We start from the raw sequence: 17,179 nt of genomic DNA, 5'->3' as shown, positions 1-17,179 counted from the left end.
ATTATTTTATTTTCCTAATAGGTTTTTATCCTGAGGCTTCGGGACTGTTAGAATGATTTTATATTTACTAATGGAGAAAATTTATAAAGTTTTAGTCTTGAATTGCCTCCAGCTTTGGCTGGAAAAAAAAAATCATAAAATTAGCTTTAGCCAAATGACAATTTTGGCTAAAGCCAATTTCTAATTAACATTTATACCTCCAGCTAAAGCTGGAGGCAATTCATTTTTTCAAATATTCTTCTGAATTAAACCCGACAGGTTTTTAAAATCTGTCGGGTTTGTATTTTACGTTACAAATCCACAAAATATTTTTGTTTGCCAAAGTCAAATTCATAATGCGTTAAATTTGGCCATAAAGGTTTTATTAATCCTTTTTCCCAGTTTTGTAATGCAATATGTAATTCTTTTACTTTTGCCGGATTTTTTTGAGCCAGATCTGTAGTTTCAGATTTATCGGTTGCTAAGTTATAAAGCCATTCCTGATGCGTTTTTCCGCTGATGATCAATTTCCAATCACCGCTTCTAATCGCTTTTGCATCTCCGGAACGCCAGTACAAGATTTTGTGCGCTTCTCTATTTTGGTTAACTGTACTAACCAAATCTACACCGTCATAAACCCTGTCTTTGGGCAAATCAGAATGAATTGCAGCAGCAATTGTGCTAAAAATATCCAGCGTACTTACGGGAGTTTTATAAATCGTGTGCGGTTTAATTTTTCCTTTCCATGACAAAGCAAACGGAACATTTACGCCACCTTCAAAATGAGAAAATTTCCCGGCTTTTAGCGGTGCATTTGTAGTTGCAAAAGTATAATCTGCACCGCCGTTATCGCTTGCAAAAATGATTAACGTATTCTCTTCAAGACCTTCTTTTTTGATTTTAGCTCTGATTCTTCCCACGGCATCGTCTAACGCGCTGATCATAGCAAAATAAACGCGTTTGTTTTCGTCTTTTACATTCGGGAAACGGTCGTAATATTTTTTACGCACCTGAAAAGGCGTGTGTGGCGCATTAAAAGGAACATAAAGTAAAAAAGGTTTGGTTTTGTTTTTATCGATAAAAGCTTCTGCTTCGTCAGCAAATGTTTCGGTTAAATAGGCTTTATTATGTATGATAGTGGTGTCACGACGAATTTGTCCAATGCCAACGCGACCATTTCCCCAAATCATTTTATCAGTAAAATCTTTGTGATGATGGTTGATAATATCCGGATTATCGTCTTCCGGGGTGTAAAGCGAAAATGCCTGATAAAATCCGTAATGATAATCAAAACCACGATCCAAAGGAAAAAATCCTTTGTTATGTCCCAAATGCCATTTTCCTATAATTCCTGTGCTGTAACCTTCTCTTTTTGCAAGATCTGCAAATGTAATTTCAGATTGCGGTAAACCCTGTGTAGCGATAGAGGCTTCGTTAGGATAATTGATTTTTGGGTTCAGTCTCCAGCCATTTGTATTAATTAAATACTTGAAACCGTAATACTCCAAATTGTTTTTTGGATATCGGTCTCCCGGTTGAAATTCATGTCCGAAACGTTCCTGATAACGACCGGTTAATATTCCCGCACGAGATGGTGAACAAATCGAAGCCGATACATAACCATCCTGAAACGTTACGCCCGAAGCTGCAAGGGAATCTATTTGTGGCGTTGGTGTCGATTTTCCTCCGTATAACGAAATGTCATATTTCCCTAAATCATCGGCAAGAAGAATAATGATATTCGGTTTTTTGAAAACGGTGTCTGTTGGAACTTTTTCAGCGAGAAATACCGCCTTTCCGGCTAATAATTTGAAGTCAGGTTTTATTAAAGTACCATCTGTATTGATAGGCCAGAAAAAGAATACTGCCAGTAAAAAAAGTATCCCAACTATTGGTAAAATAATTTTTTTTGCTTTGGATAATGCCATAGTTTTTGTTTTTTGATGCTTTTTGGGACGTTTTTTTTAACACATAGAAACATAGATTTTTGTAGTCTTTAAAAAAAGACGTTTCACTTTAAATAAAACTCCTAGTTCTATGTGAATAAATCATGATTTTTATTTTGAAAACTTTGACAAAGATTTATGCTCATGTTTGTCATTTCGACGAAGGAGAAATCACACTCGCTGCTCGACAAAGTTCGTCGACATTCTTTATGGAATTTCTAGTGCGATTTCTCCTTGGTAAAATGAAAATGATTGTATTTATCTGGCAGCCAACACCACATCAACGTCATTTTTCAAATCACCTAAACCGTCTTTTTTGAAAACAATTTTCCCTTTTTGATATAAAATTAAAGTTGGGAAAACCTTTACTGTTTTTAAGTCAGCGATTACTTGCGGGCTTTCTTCTAATTCAATTTGAACAATTTTTAGTTTTTCGCCGTATTGAGTTCTAAGATCTTCTAAAATTGGTTTAACTGTTTTACAGGTCGCACAATATTTTGAGCCAATGTCAACCAACACATATTCATTATCAGCAATAATTTTTTTGTATTCAGCAATCGTTAATTTACTTTTGAGGTTGCTGTAAAAAGGTTTTCCTCCACCAATCCAGGCTGCGATTCCGCCTTCAAGAATATAAACTTCAGAGAATCCTTTTTTAAGTAAATCGTTTGCTAATAATCCGCTTCTGTAAGCGGCAATGGAATAAATAAATACGGGTTGCGACGTATTTAAAGCCGAAACAGCTTTTTCATAATTCTCTGATTTCAGATTAAAGTTTACTGCACCTTCAATATGATTTAAGGCAAATTCATCCGGACCCCTGGCATCAATTATCTGTGGATTTTTTTGGCTTTTAATTTTCGAATAAAAGGCATCCAGTAAAACATTTGCGCTTTTTTCCTGCGAAAAACCTAAAATAGTAAAGAGCAGCAGGAATGTTGTAATACTGTTTTTAAGTATTTTATTTTGCATTATTTATTTTTTTATAAAACAACAGTGTATTCAAGTTGTGTTTGAATACACTGCGTTACGTTATTTTTTACTTTTTATGATTGTGCCTGCTCGTAATAAACCGGGCTTGGAGATAGATTTTCTGCCTTTTGTTTTAACGGAACTGCTAATACACCTTCGGCTAATGCGCTTCCTTCTTTTTTAGATTTGAATATTGGCCATAAAAATTGAGCGTACCATTCTTCTTGTTTGTACGATTTCATTCCGTATGATTTTGGGAATTTACGGGTGATTAAACCCGTTCCGAAAATGATATCCCAGATAAAAAACATGTTTCCGAAGTTGCCTTTAAAATGTCCAACTCCATCACCGCTGGTATCTGCGTGATGTGCATGATGCGTAGCAGGAGTAGAGATTAATCTTTCTAAAACCCACGCAAAAGGATGTAAAACTTTGTATTTGTAAAATGGTTTGTCCCATGCAATACTGGAATGTGCTCCTAATGTGATGACACTTTTGATGACCAAAACAAACAAAGCCGGTAAACCTAAACCTAAATAAGTTAAAGTTGCAGTTAAGTATATTTGAGAAAATAAAACCGTATAGATAAAATTTTGTCTTGAAGCCATCGCCATTCCCATATACGGCGCCGAGTGATGTGTTCTGTGAAAACGCCATAAAAACGGAACCTGATGGTGCAAACGGTGATACCAATATTGGGTTAAATCATCGGCAATTGCAATAAGGAAAAATCCTCCCCAAAATGGAACCCATGAAAGTGAGTTTGCCAAATGAGGAATTAAGTAAGGTAAAGCCGTTAAACTGAAAAAAGCAATTACAGGCGGTAAAAGCAATTTTGGAGCCAGGAAACAAACAATATCTATTTTGCGTTCTTCGCCAGTCCATTCGTCATCGTATAAACCTGCAGCAAATTCAATCGCTCCTAAAACGAGCATAAAAACAATTAATCCCCAAGTGCGGATGTGTTGAAATGCAGGTTGTGCAAATGCTAAAAATGATGGTAATGAGATATGTGATTCCGTTATTAAACCATTGGTCAATTTAAAATAAAGAAAAATGGCCACTACCGGAAGTGAATATATTAATAAGCTGATGCTTAAATCTCGTGTTAGTTTACTTTTTGAATTGTGATCTGTTGCTGCCATGATTTTTATTTTAAAAAATTACTAATTAATGCTAAACCTCCCGCCAAAATAGCCAGAGGAATTAAAAAAACGATCGCTCCCACGACGATTTTTTTTCCTATGATTTCATAGTCTACTCTTTTCATGATTTCTAATTTTATGTTTATAACTGTATTGAAAATCAGTACGTTTTGAAAAATGTAAAAATAAATAAAATAAACTTCTAATTCTATGGATTTAGTAGAGTTTTATTTAATTAATTCTTCATAATTTGTTATAATTTGTACTGATTATTTTACTTTTTGAATTGTTGGAAGTGTTTCCACCGTTAAATTGTCACGAAGTTTCTGTGATGGTAAATACAAACGAATGATTAAAGTTACTTTTTTAACATCATTTACCGGTAACCAGTTTTCCTTTTTCTCAACTCCTGATAAGTTGATTTTATAAGAAGTACTATCGGCTTCATATTTTACATCTTCAAGATTATAGCTGTATTTGTTGATCGGATTTTTAATTAAAAAACCATTTTCGTCATAGGCTGTAATGCTCCAATATTTAGCGTCAAGCTTTTTTCCGTTAATTACATATGCTGATTTGGGATCTAATGCGTTGCCGTCGCTGTCTGTACTTGTGCTCAAATAGATTACTTCTTTTTTTGTTAAGGCATAAGGACCGTAAACTGCTACTTGTGCTATTGTCAGCAGATCAGCTGTACTAAGATCTTTGTCTTTATCAACCGTTGACCAATTGCCTATTATTCGTTGCGAACTGCTTTTTCCTGATTGAATGTTGTAAACCCCAACGGCACTTCCAAATATAGTAGCCAGGATGATCAATGCTACACCAAGTCCTATATTTTTTATTTTTTGATTTAAAGCCATTTTTATTTTATTTTAATGTTGAATGTTTTTGTTTTTTTCAGGAGCTAATCCCGCTATCCGTTACAATCTTTCGTGGCGAACCCCGCCACAAAAGGATTTACACTTCTATCGGGGCTAGGTCAATCTTTGTCGATTTATTCACGGATATCCCTCGTTGCTATCAATGACGTTTTTTGGAATTAAATAAAAAATCCGTCTAAATCCGCGTCTTTGCAAAGCAAATCCGTGTCATCTGCGTATCATGACAAAGCTTATACGTATTTTTGTCATCCTGACGCAGGAAGGATCACACTAGAAACTCCTTCCAGAATTGTATCAATCTTTGTCCAGGATTATTTGTTTAGTCCCTACGGGAAAATTCCTCTCCTACTTTTTTTATTTTCTACCAATATTTAACTCCTAACGGAGTATTACTTTGTATTTCTAACAATATTCTTAAAAATATCTTGTAGAGATTATGTGGGTAGAAATATGTGTTGAATTCATGACAAAGCTTATGCGTATTTTTTGTCATCCTGACGAAGTAAGATCACACTATAAACTCCGCATAGAATTTTACCAATCATTGTCGAGTTTCTTATGAGATTTCTCATTCTTCGAAATGACAAAAATTGTGGTCACGATCGCGAATGATGGATTAAAATCCATCCCTACAATATATTTTGTTCCTCCGGAACTTCTTAAAGAAAGATTCCGGCGTAATGATTTTACTTCCCTAACTTTTCTACCGTAACTCCATGTTGCAATTCTGCCAATGTTTTTACCGGATATGCTTTTGAAACCAGGTAACGAAACAAAATCAAACCTTTTGCCGTTGGGCTGTAAATGATTTTTTCTTTCGGAATATTTTTCAAAACTTCAGCTTTACTTCCTTCAGGAGCTAAATAATATTCGAATTTTGCTTTTACCTTTTCTTCATTTTCAACAAAAAAATTAGTCGTGTTTTCCTGATACGCAGATATTGACCAATAAGTCGAATCCGGAACAATTCCTTAGATTTTCAATACATTATCGTTCAAATCATAATTAATCGTTGAATATAAAAAGTCAGGATTTGGTAACGGAATCACCCTGCTGTTTTCAGCATTGGGCTGGTCTCCAAATCTTGGTGTATTGATCTCGCCCAAACTTTTTTCGGCAAACTTTTTTTGCACATAATACGGAGTAATCCATATGGTTAAGTAGTAAAAACTTACTGCAATTACTACAAGAATCAAGGCAAAGAATCCTCTTTTCAAAATGGGTTTTGTTGTCGCCATATGATATTGGTTTTAATCAGAGCTATTCATTTGCTTTCGCAGAAGATTAAATAGCCCTGAATAATTGTTATTTATTAATTAGTACTTCCTTTTGCATCTCCGGGTTTTGTTACCTGTTTAATTAATTCCTGAAGCGATTTACCTTTGTCTGCACCTGTATTGTGAATTCTTCTGTTGTAAACATCCTGCCAGTCAATTAGTGGATAAACGTTATTTTCTTTGGCTTGTTCATCAAACAGTTTTTGAAGTTCGGCTAATTTTTCAGGGTATTTTTTAGCCAGATTATTGCGTTCATTAAAATCTTCGTTCAGGTTGTATAATTCCCAAACATCAGTATCAAAGTTGCTTTCTACAGGTTTTTCATTTTTGCTTAACGATTTTTTTACGGCAAATGAATCCGGTAAATGCGCTGCTCCGGCTTTCCATCCGTCTTTATAAATCGCTCTGTTCCCAAAAATGTAATAGTATTGAACTTTGTGTAATGATTCGGCTTTAGCATCATTTAATGAAGCATATAATGAAGATCCCTGAATAATATCCTGTTTCACATTTTTGATATATTCCGGTGCTTTAATTCCTGCAATATCCAGTGTTGTAGGCAATAAATCTGTTACATGGCTGTACTGGTTTCTTATTCCGCCTTTTTCCTTGATTCCTTTTGGATAGTAAACAATCAACGGATTATGTGTTCCTCCTTCAGATTGTGCATCTTGTTTCCAGTTTTTAAAAGGCACATTTGTTGCCTGAGCCCATCCTAAAGGATAGTTGGTATTCAAACCTTTTGCAGTTCCAATCTGGTCAATGTTCGCTACATTCGTCTGAAGATTCTCTTCATCAGATTTTCCCTGAGAAAACAAACTCTGGTTGATTGTTCCTTCTGTAGTTCCTTCTTTACTGGCGCCATTATCACCAATGGCAACAAAAATTACGGTATTTTCTAATTGATTGGTTTCTTTAAGATAATTAACAACCCTTCCAATTTCATAATCAGTATACGTCAAAAATCCTGCATACACTTCCATGAATCTTGCGTACACTTTCTTTTGATCCGGAGTGAGTTTTTTCCAGTCGGTAATTAACGGATTTCGTTCCGGTAATACTGCATTTGCCGGAATTACACCCAATTTCTTTTGGTTGGCAATAACTTCTTCACGATAGGCGTCCCAACCTTTGTCGAATTTTCCTTTATAGGGATCGCTCCATTTTGTAGCAACCTGATGCGGTGCATGAGCAGCTCCCGGTGCGTAGTATAAAAAAAACGGTTTTCCCGGTGCGGCCTTTTGTTGTTTCGCAATAAAACTAATTGCTTTATCAGTAATAAGTTCACTTAAATGACGACCGTCTGGTGTAATATGAACCTGATCTTCGACTAAATCAGGATTGTACTGATCTGTTTGCGAACCTAAGAATCCGTAGAAATGGTCAAATCCTTTTCCGGTTGGCCATCTGTCAAACGGACCAGCATCTGTAGCGTCTTCATCCGGAGTTACTCCATATTTACCAACGGCAAAAGTGTTGTATCCATTATCACGCAAAATCTCGGCAATAGTTCCTTTATCTGATGGAATTTTACCATCCCAACCCGGAAAACCTGCTGATAAAATAGTATGTGAAAATCCGCTGACGTGCACTCTTCCTGAATTTCTTCCGGTTAAAATTGCCGCACGGGTAGGAGCACAAATTGCGGTTGTATGAAAGTTGGTATAACGTAAACCGTTATTGGCTAATTCGTCAAAAGTAGGTGTCTGGATCAATCCTCCAAAGGCACTTGAAGCTCCAAACCCGACATCATCCAATAAAATCCAGATTACATTGGGTGCACCTTTTGGTGCTTTTACAGGATCTGGCCAATATTCTTTAGAGTCGGCCAGGGTTTTGCCAATAACACCTTTAAAATCAGCATTTGGATTATTTTGTGCAAAACCCAATTGCGCGACAAGCAACGCAGTAATCAAAAGCCCTTTTTTAGGACTTTTGATTGTTATATTAAATGGATAATTTTTCATAATTCTAATTTTTTGGTTGTGGTTTTAGTTAATATTCTGGGTTTTGTGGTAAACCTACAGGATCAATATTTCTTTCGCTTTGCGGAATTGGATATAGATTATTTCTTTCAGAAACGGAGTTTTTTGCCGTTACTTTTTTCACTTCAGTAACCAGAGTTCCCCAACGTACCAAGTCAAACCAGCGCTGTCCTTCCTGAACAAATTCTTTTTTGCGTTCTTCCTGAATTGCCGTTCGAAAAGTGGTTTGCGTTAATCCTGCTAAATCTACCGTGGGATCCGGCGTTGTGATCGGTTTTCCAAATGCTCTTCTTCTCACCTGATTGATTAGTTCGTAAGCTTCAGGAGTTGGAACTCCCTGTTCATTTATGGCTTCTGCCAAAGACAATAAAATATCAGCATAACGAATAACAGGAAAATTAATTGCCACATTTCCCGGAGTTGCCAAATTGGTCAGATCAAGGTATTTTTTAAAGATAGGTTTCGGAAAAGTATAAATATTTGCTGTTCCCGGAATTGGTAATGTCTTGGCATAACTTACATCTCTGCGGGTATCACCAGGAGCATAAATATCATAAAATAAAGCTACATCTGAGATTATATCCGCTGGTTCCGTTGCTGTAAATCCAGTAAATGAAGTAGATTGAAAAGTACTTCCGCTTGATCCGTTTCCAGCCATATTAGGCTCAAATTGTACAGAAAAAATATGTTCTTTTCCGTTCTTTTTTGTTTTAGTAAAAATATCCTGAAAGCTTTCAAAAAGTCCGTATCCGTAACCGCCGTTAATCACTTCCCTTGCTTTTAAAATGGCATTTGGATAGTCTTTTCTGGTTAGATATACTTTTGCTAAAATTGCTTTTGCAGCTCCCGAAGTTGCACGTCCTGCATCGGTCGCAGGATAAGTTGCAGGTAAAGCTTCTGCAGCATTTAAATCTGAAATAATTTGAGCATAAACTTCCTCTACTGTCGCTCTTTTTGATTTTAAACTTTCTAATTGAATAGAAGTTGGTTCGTGCAAAATGATTGGAACTCCACCCCAAAGACGAACTGCCTGAAAGTATAATAATCCTCTAATGAATTTTGCTTCGTTGATCAATCTCGTTTTAACAGCTTCTGTTCCTGCTACTTTTGGGATATTGTCTATAGAAACATTCGCTCTGTTGATTCCGGCATAAATTTGGCGCCACGCAACCTGAACACGATCTGAAGTTGCATCATGAGTCAGACTGCTTAAAGCCCGAACTTGCGGATTTGTTGCCGAAACTCCTGCCGCAGCATAATCCGTAGCCATATCTGTTAAAAAATATAAATTTCGCCCAAATAAACTTTGTTCTCCCGGATCAAGTGCTAACGAAGCATAAACTGCTGATACACTTGCAATAGCATCATCCTGGGTTTTAAAATAATTGTCTTCGGTTACAAAAGAGGTGGGTGTTACCTCCAGATCCGTGCACGATGCAAATAGACCGGCACTTAATATGATTGTTAATAGTATATTTTTCATGTTGTATATTTTTTACTTAGAAAGTTAGATTCAGTCCGGAAATAAAGGTTTTAGAATTTGGGTAAGAACCAAAATCAATTCCCGGATACAAGTTGTTTTGTTCGTATGAACTTACCTCCGGATCATAACCCGTGTATTTTGTCCATGTAATTAAATTCTCGGCAGATAGGTAGAATTTAATGCTTTTTGTGCCTAATTTTTTAGAAACGCTTTTAGGTAAAGTATATCCTAAAGTGATTAGTTTTAATCTTACAAAAGAAGCATCTTCAACATAACGCTCAGAAACGATTCCAAGTGGAGAACTTGTTGCTCTTGGAATTTCATTACTTGGGTTGCTTGGCGTCCAGCGGTCTTCAAGCGTAACATTAGCATTTGTTCCAAGAGTTGAAATTTCTAATTGCTGATTCAAAGCATTGAATATTTTTGCGCCGTAAGATCCCTGAAAAGAAAAATTTAAATCAAAATCATGATAGGAAACCGTATTGCTGAAACTTCCAACAAATTTGGGCTGAGAACTTCCCAGATTTCCTTTATCAAGAGCCGAAATTACGCCGTCGCCATTCGTGTCAACATATCTTCGGTCTCCAACTTTTGTATTGGCTAAACTGTTAATTTTTGGCTGTGTATTTACTTCTTCCTGAGTCTGGAAAATGCCATTGGTTTTATATCCCCAGAAAGTTCCAAGAGGCAAACCTACTTTTACCGTAACAGGTTGTTGCTGCAATAATGATCCGTTTGGCACTACCGGAAAAAACTGATCAACTCCGTTTCCTATTGAAACGACTTTGTTTCTGTTTGCAGAGAAAACGATGTTAGAATTCCAGGAGAAAGTTTCCGTTTTGATGTTTTCAGTAATCAAGCCAACTTCTACACCTTTGTTTTCAACTCCGCCAATATTTTGAAGCACTGTAGCATATCCTGAAGCTAACGGAATGGGTACATTAATCAATAAATCGTTTGTTTTTTTGTAGTAAACATCAAAAACAAAGTTTATTTTTCTATCTAATAATGATAGGTCTAAACCCACATTATACTGATCTGTTTTTTCCCATTTCAAATCCGGATTTGCTAATCGGGTAGGAGCAAGACCAGTTTGCAAAGTACCTCCAAAAGCATAGTTTACAGAACCCATTTGCGCAAGCGAAAGGTAATTGCCTATTTCCTGATTTCCGGTTGTTCCCGCCGTGATTCTAAGTTTGGCTTCGGTTACACCTTTAATGTTTTGGGCAAAATTTTCATCGGTAATATTCCATGAAAATCCTGCCGATGGAAAATATCCCCAAAGTGATTCAGATCCAAATCTTGAAGAACCATCTGCACGTGCAGAAAGCGTAAAGTTGTATTTTCCTTTATAAGAATAATTGACTCTCGTTAACCATGATTTCAAAACACTTTCAAAAGCATCGCTATAAGGCTTTACAGGAACACCATCTTGCAAAGCATTATAAGTATTGGCATCATTTACAAATGTATTCGCACCGGCATTCACAACTTCTCCTTTTGTATATTGAAGCGTATAACCTCCTAAAGCAGAAAATTTATGATTTTCGCCAAAAGTAGTATTGTAATTCAGCGTATTTTCGTTTAAAACAGAACTCACTAATCGGTTTCCTACAGATGCTAATCCTTTAGTTCCCGCACCAATTGTTGTAGTTGACGGCGCATAATAATTTTGTTTTGTGTCCAGTACATCGCCACTAACCGCTACTTTTGCAGTCAGTTTTTTGGTAATTTTATATTCACCAAATAAACTCGTCAGGATTCGGTTAATTTTAGTTTCATTAGTGGTACTCACCAAATCATATATTGGGTTCCCAATGATTCCGTTAACTGCCGTTGAATAAGGATTATTAGTTAAATTATAACTTCCGTCAGCATTTTTAATGGGCACTACGGGCGGCTGATACAAAGCAACAACTAACGGGCTTGGAGATCTTCCTGCAGTAGCACCGCCATTTGTTCCTACACCGTTTGAAACCGAATTACTGTAATTGGCGTTTACACCAAATTTAAAATTCTGGGAATAGTTTCTTTCGTAATTCACACGAAGCGAAATTCTTTTAAAATCAGATGCAATCACAATTCCGTCCTGTTGAAAATATCCTGCAGAAATCGCATATCTGGAACGTTCATCACCTCCGGAAAATGACAATTGATGATTTTGAACAGGAGCCGCAGTTCTAAAAAGCGCGTCCTGCCAGTTATAACTTCCCGAAGTTTTGAAAGCTTCAATTTGTGCTGCCGAAAAAGCAGGTGCCTGACCTATACTTGCCTGAACATCATTACGTAAGCTTGCCCATTGACTGGCATTCATTAAATTCAGTTTTTTAGATACATTCTGAAATCCGAAATACCCCTGATACGAAATATTATCCTGTCCTTTGGTCCCTTTTTTAGTCGTAATAATTACAACACCATTTGCACCGCGAGATCCGTAAATTGCAGTTGCAGAGGCATCTTTTAATACTTCGATCGATTCAATATCACCCGGATTAATGGTAGACAATACGTTTACACTTGCACCGGCATTTGATACTCCGGCAGAACTATTATTATTGTCGTTGTAAATCAATATTCCGTCAACAACATACAGCGGTTCATTTCCTGCCGTAATCGAGTTTCCTCCACGAATACGAACGCTTGAAGAAGCTCCCGGACGACCGGAACTTTGTGTAACTACCACTCCCGCAATTGCGCCGCGTAATAAGTTATCTGCCGATGAGGTTACTTGTGACAAATTTGCTTTTGGTACAGAAGCTACAGAACCTGTAATATCTTTTCGTTTTTGAGATCCGTAACCTACAACCACTAATTCATCTAATTCCTGACGTTCTTCTTTTAAATTAATTGTAATTGGATTTTTATCTACGATTATCTCCGCTTTTTTATATCCAATGTAACTTACTATTAAGGTATAAGGAAATTTTTGTCCGGTTTGAAAATAAAATTTTCCTTCAGCGTCCGTTTGAACACCGTGAGTTGTCCCTTTGATCACAACCGAAGCTCCAATAATAGGTTGGTTTGTAACATCGTCTACAACCGTTCCATCAAGCTTAGATTGTATAAGCGGCGTTGTATTTTGTGCATGTATTCCTGCCGTGACAAGCAGGAGAAATAGTAATGAGTTTATTTTTAAAAAATTTTTCATTTCTTTGTACTGGTTTTAAGTAATTAACAAGGCGCCCTGAAAGTTGAATTTTCAACTCTCTAATAGGTAATCTTGGTTTAGTGATAAATGTTCTTTAAGCCTCGCCATTTCTGTTGCCGCAGAAATGGCTTTTTTTATTTACAGCAACAGCTTTGCATCTTTTTCATTTTAGTTTATTAGTTATGGGTTGTTTTTCTTTTTTGAATTGTAGATATAGTTTCAACAATCCTTTTGACACAAATGTGTATCAAACAGACTTTTGTAATTTTCAATAAATATTTTCGGTAGTTAGAAAGTTTCGTTTTTGAATCGATTTTGGTGTAAAAGGTGAATCAGATACAAACGGAAAAAATGCTGGGAATTAGCAACAGAAGCACATATAACAAAAAGTGTTATAAGTATATTTTTTAGGAAGAATGTAATACGATATGCTCTCGGTTGTTTTCAAAATATAATTCTTTATGGTTTTAAATATTTTTATACTCTACTAATCCTATAGACAAAGTTAATTTTAATATAATAAAATCCAAAAAATTCCTCAATTTTTTTTGAAAAAACTTGAAATCTATCATTTAAATATATTTTAAAATTATATAAACGTTTGTTTGTCAGTTGTTTATGTTATGTGTTTTAACTCAAACAAATGTTAAATTACTTATTTACAAAAGGGTAAAAATGTAGTATTTTATACTTAATTTTCTAATTTTTAAATCTTTAGCAACTTTAATTCCAATCAAAAAACGTCGTTTAGAGCAGTTTTTTTGTTTTCGGACACGATTTGTAAAACAATATAGATGGAGTTATAATTTTAAAAATTGTAAATAGTAATAAGTATTGAAACTATAAAAATTAACTAAATTATTATAGTTAAGATAATTCTTAGTTTTATTTTATAAATAATTAGTTATTAATGTTTTAGTGAGAATATTTTTACTTACTTTTAGAGTATAATTTATTATTAAAAGAAATAACCATTATTATTTATTACAAAGCTGTACAAATAATCTATCCTCAAATACCTGAAATTATTCTTACAATATAATTTCAATCTAAAAGCCTCACTTACAGGAAAATCATTAAATATATTTTTAAAAGTAGTTATTGTTGAAGTAGTTATTGCTGTTTGATATTAAAGACACTTATGTCTTTTTTATATGACATATATCATATTTTGTAAGAATCTAACGCTTTAATTTTGTGTTTTTAGGGAGGAATTCAGTACTCACTAATAATTTAAAAATTAGATATTTTAATATTTTTATATGAGTAATCTGTCTCAATCACACAAAATTTTATTTTTAAACACATTGGCATTTACAATTTGTTTTGCCTGCTGGACATTAAATGGTGTTTTAGTAACTTACCTTGTTGATAAAGGAATTTTCAACTGGACAGTGGTTGAAACGGGTTGGCTATTAGGGATTCCCATTTTGTCAGGTTCTATTTTCCGACTTCCTATTGGTATTTTATCAGACAAATACGGTGGAAAAATAGTATTTTCTGTTTTATTGCTTTTATGTTCAATTCCACTTTTTCTACTGCCTTTTGCGAACTCATTCTGGAGTTTTGCCGTATTAAGTTTTTTCTTCGGATTAGTAGGAACAAGCTTTGCAGTAGGAATAGGCTATACATCAATTTGGTATCCTAAAAACTGGCAGGGAAGGGCTTTAGGTATTTTCGGAATGGGAAATGCCGGTGCTGCAATTACGACTTTTATTGCGCCAACTTTACTAAATAATTTATCAGAAACGGATCCTCAAAACGGATGGAAAATATTGCCGGTAATTTATGGTGCAGTTCTGGTATTTATAGGAATACTTTTTATAGTTTTTGCTAAAAACAAGACAAATGAAGGAGTTTCAAAAACAATGAAAGAGTTACTGTCTCCGCTTAAAAATATCAGAGTCTGGAGGTTTGGGGCGTACTACTTTTTAGTTTTTGGCTTTTTTGTAGCCTATTCGCAATGGTTATTACCAAATTTCATGAACGTTTATCACACTTCACTTGTAATGGGCGGAATGTTTGCCACAATGTTTAGTTTGCCTTCCGGAATTATCAGGGCTTTTGGCGGATACTTATCAGATAAATTTGGCGCGAGAAAAGTTATGTACTGGGTTTTAGGATCATCAATAGTGATTAGTTTTTTGTTGATGTTCCCCAAAATGGAAATTTTTACCGCAGGACCCGGAGTTCTTGCAACTACTAACGGCGTCGTTACCGAAGTTGCTGCAAATTCTGTTATTGTTAATGGTAAGGTTCATAAAATCAATGTAAAAGAAGCTTCTGAAGATCATACAACAGCTGTTTTTCCTGTAAAAACGTCATGGCAGGAAATTGTTGTCAAACAAAATCAGGAAGTAAAAAAGAAAGAGCTTTTAGCAGAAGGCATCACACAAATCAAGTTTAGCGCAAATCTTTGGGTCTATGTAATATTAGTAATCCTGATTGGTATTTCATGGGGAATTGGGAAAGCTGCGGTCTATAAACATATTCCTGAATATTTCCCTAATGAAGTTGGTGTAGTAGGAGGAATGGTAGGTTTAATAGGCGGATTAGGTGGATTTGTTGGTCCTATTATCTTTGGATATCTTCTTAACTATACCGGACTCTGGACCAGTTCATGGATCTTTATTTTCATAGTTTCTGTACTGTGTTTATTGTGGATGCATCGAACGATTATAAATGCAATGCGATTAAAATCACCTGATTTTACAAGAGATATTGAAAACAATAATTAAAAAACAAAAAAAATGAAAACTTGGTTAGACAAATGGGAACCTGAAGATGAAGTATTTTGGAGTTCTGGCGGAAGTACAATTGCGTGGAAAACATTAACAATAACAACACTTACATTAATATTATCGTTTGCCTCATGGTTTATGATGAGCGTTATAGCGGTGAAATTACCGGGATTAGGATTTAATTTTTCTAAAGATCAACTTTTCTGGTTAACAGCAATTCCGGGATTGGCAGCAGGTTTTTTGCGAATAATTCACACTTTTATATTACCCATCTTTGGGACAAGACATGTAGTTTCGTTTGCAACAGCCATTAAATTAATTCCCGTAATCGGAATTGGCTTTGCAGTGATGGACATCAGCACACCATTTTGGGTATTTGCCGTTTTAGCTTTTACAACAGGTTTTGGCGGAGGAGATTTTTCCTCTTACATGCCAAGTACAAGTTTATTTTTTCCTAAAAGACTTAAAGGAACAGCACTTGGAATACAAGCCGGAATAGGAAATTTTGGAGTCTCCGTAGCACAATTTGTAACGCCGCTTATTATTAGCGTTGGGATTTATGGAGCAGCTTCGGTTTTTACCAGTATTGATCCTAAAGAAACCATAAAAGTTTTTGAGAATTCAAGTGTAGTAAAACAAAAAGAAGTTTTTGCAGCTCTGAATCCTGATGTACAAACTAAAATTTTAGCAAACGTCAAGAAAAATGTACTTGATTCTGTCTCAGCCTCAATACAATCTGACGATAAAGTAGTTTTATTTGCATCATTGCCTGTAAAAATAAAAGCCAAAGCAATTGCAAATGCAAATCCAAAACTGGCTGAAAAAATCTTAAATGATATTAGCCCTGCAAACGTAGCTGTTAAAAACACACCAATATATTTGCAATCAGCAGCATTCTGGTTCGCGCCCTTTCTAATTCTATTGTCCATACTTAGTTGGTTTTATTTAAGAAGTATTCCAATGAAAGCTTCCATAAAAGAACAAATGGATATTTTCTCCAATAAACATACTTGGTATTGCACGATTACATATGTAATGACTTTTGGGACATTTGCAGGTTTATCAGCCGCTTTTCCGTTAATGATTAAATTTTTATACGGAGATTTCCCCAATGCACCGGATCCTTTAGTATATGCTTTTTACGGTCCGCTTATTGGTTCAGCAAGTAGAATCGCTTTTGGTTTTATAGCCGATAAAGTTGGAGGCGCGATTCTTACTACAATCACAGGATTAGGAATTTTGGCAGGATCAATAGTATTAGTTACAGAAGGATTAGTAGCACCAACAAGCATGGATCAGTTTCCTCTTTTTGTAGCTGTAATTTTAGGAATGTTCTTTTTTACAGGAATTGGAAACGCAGGTACTTTTAGACAATACCCAATTATTTTTGCCGAAAATCAACGTCAGGCCGCCGGAGTTATTGGTTGGACAGCAGCAATTGCAGCATTTGGACCCTTTATCTTTTCTAAATTAATAGGGAATAATCTTTCTGCTAATGGCACTGTAAATCAGTTTTTTATTGGTGTAGCAGTATTCACTATATTGGCTACAGGTATCAATTGGTGGTTTTATAATCGTAAAGGTTGTGAAAAACCAAGTTAACAAGTAATCATTAAATA

Annotated in this window: 11 protein-coding genes; 2 read left to right on the top strand and 9 right to left on the bottom strand. The window is 35.4% G+C overall.

Annotated elements, in window-relative coordinates; all coding sequences use genetic code 11:
• Nucleotides 1-290: 290 nt before the first annotated feature.
• The 9 genes from ACHRVX_RS14330 to ACHRVX_RS14290 all read right to left on the bottom strand — a co-directional run bounded on the left by ACHRVX_RS14330 (nucleotide 291) and on the right by ACHRVX_RS14290 (nucleotide 12,819).
• Nucleotides 291-1,907: a sulfatase-like hydrolase/transferase gene (locus ACHRVX_RS14330; RefSeq protein ID WP_395333337.1), complete on the bottom strand. Its 1,617-nt coding sequence runs from the start codon at nucleotides 1,905-1,907 to the stop codon at nucleotides 291-293.
• A 276-nt stretch (nucleotides 1,908-2,183) separates the two neighbouring features.
• Complete coding sequence (locus tag ACHRVX_RS14325; RefSeq protein WP_395333335.1) at nucleotides 2,184-2,897, bottom strand: rhodanese-like domain-containing protein; 714 nt, start codon at nucleotides 2,895-2,897, stop codon at nucleotides 2,184-2,186.
• A gap of 74 nt (nucleotides 2,898-2,971) precedes the next feature.
• Entirely contained in the window at nucleotides 2,972-4,042 is a 1,071-nt protein-coding gene (locus ACHRVX_RS14320; protein WP_395333333.1) for a sterol desaturase family protein, read from the bottom strand.
• 269 nt (nucleotides 4,043-4,311) lie between these two features.
• On the bottom strand, nucleotides 4,312-4,905 hold the full coding sequence (locus ACHRVX_RS14315; protein WP_395333331.1) for a DUF1214 domain-containing protein: 594 nt from the start codon (nucleotides 4,903-4,905) through the stop codon (nucleotides 4,312-4,314).
• Between the two features lie 707 nt (nucleotides 4,906-5,612).
• Nucleotides 5,613-5,894 carry a DUF1254 domain-containing protein gene (locus ACHRVX_RS14310; RefSeq protein WP_395334097.1) on the bottom strand — a complete coding sequence of 94 codons (282 nt, stop codon included), beginning with the start codon at nucleotides 5,892-5,894 and terminating at the stop codon, nucleotides 5,613-5,615.
• A 3-nt stretch (nucleotides 5,895-5,897) separates the two neighbouring features.
• Nucleotides 5,898-6,164 carry a hypothetical protein gene (locus tag ACHRVX_RS14305; RefSeq protein ID WP_395333329.1) on the bottom strand — a complete coding sequence of 89 codons (267 nt, stop codon included), beginning with the start codon at nucleotides 6,162-6,164 and terminating at the stop codon, nucleotides 5,898-5,900.
• A gap of 74 nt (nucleotides 6,165-6,238) precedes the next feature.
• Entirely contained in the window at nucleotides 6,239-8,170 is a 1,932-nt protein-coding gene (locus ACHRVX_RS14300; RefSeq protein WP_395333327.1) for an arylsulfatase, read from the bottom strand.
• 28 nt (nucleotides 8,171-8,198) lie between these two features.
• Nucleotides 8,199-9,671: a RagB/SusD family nutrient uptake outer membrane protein gene (locus ACHRVX_RS14295; protein ID WP_395333324.1), complete on the bottom strand. Its 1,473-nt coding sequence runs from the start codon at nucleotides 9,669-9,671 to the stop codon at nucleotides 8,199-8,201.
• A gap of 16 nt (nucleotides 9,672-9,687) precedes the next feature.
• Nucleotides 9,688-12,819, bottom strand: a complete 3,132-nt coding sequence (locus ACHRVX_RS14290; protein WP_395333322.1) for a SusC/RagA family TonB-linked outer membrane protein — start codon at nucleotides 12,817-12,819, stop codon at nucleotides 9,688-9,690.
• A gap of 1,262 nt (nucleotides 12,820-14,081) precedes the next feature.
• Between ACHRVX_RS14290 and ACHRVX_RS14285 the strand changes: the two genes are divergently transcribed.
• Both ACHRVX_RS14285 and ACHRVX_RS14280 read left to right on the top strand, forming a co-directional pair.
• Nucleotides 14,082-15,557 (top strand): nitrate/nitrite transporter, encoded by a 1,476-nt coding sequence (locus tag ACHRVX_RS14285; RefSeq protein WP_395333320.1) that lies wholly within the window; start codon nucleotides 14,082-14,084, stop codon nucleotides 15,555-15,557.
• 12 nt (nucleotides 15,558-15,569) lie between these two features.
• The gene (locus ACHRVX_RS14280; RefSeq protein WP_395333318.1) at nucleotides 15,570-17,162 is read left to right on the top strand and encodes a magnesium transporter MgtE N-terminal domain-containing protein; all 1,593 of its coding nucleotides are present in this window, start codon (nucleotides 15,570-15,572) and stop codon (nucleotides 17,160-17,162) included.
• The last annotated feature ends 17 nt before the right edge of the window (nucleotides 17,163-17,179 follow it).

It is taken from the genome of Flavobacterium sp. FlaQc-47 (assembly GCF_044006475.1).
GTDB lineage: Bacteria > Bacteroidota > Bacteroidia > Flavobacteriales > Flavobacteriaceae > Flavobacterium.
Note: the sequence above shows the minus strand (reverse complement) of the source record. Positions and strands in the feature narration are given on the sequence as shown.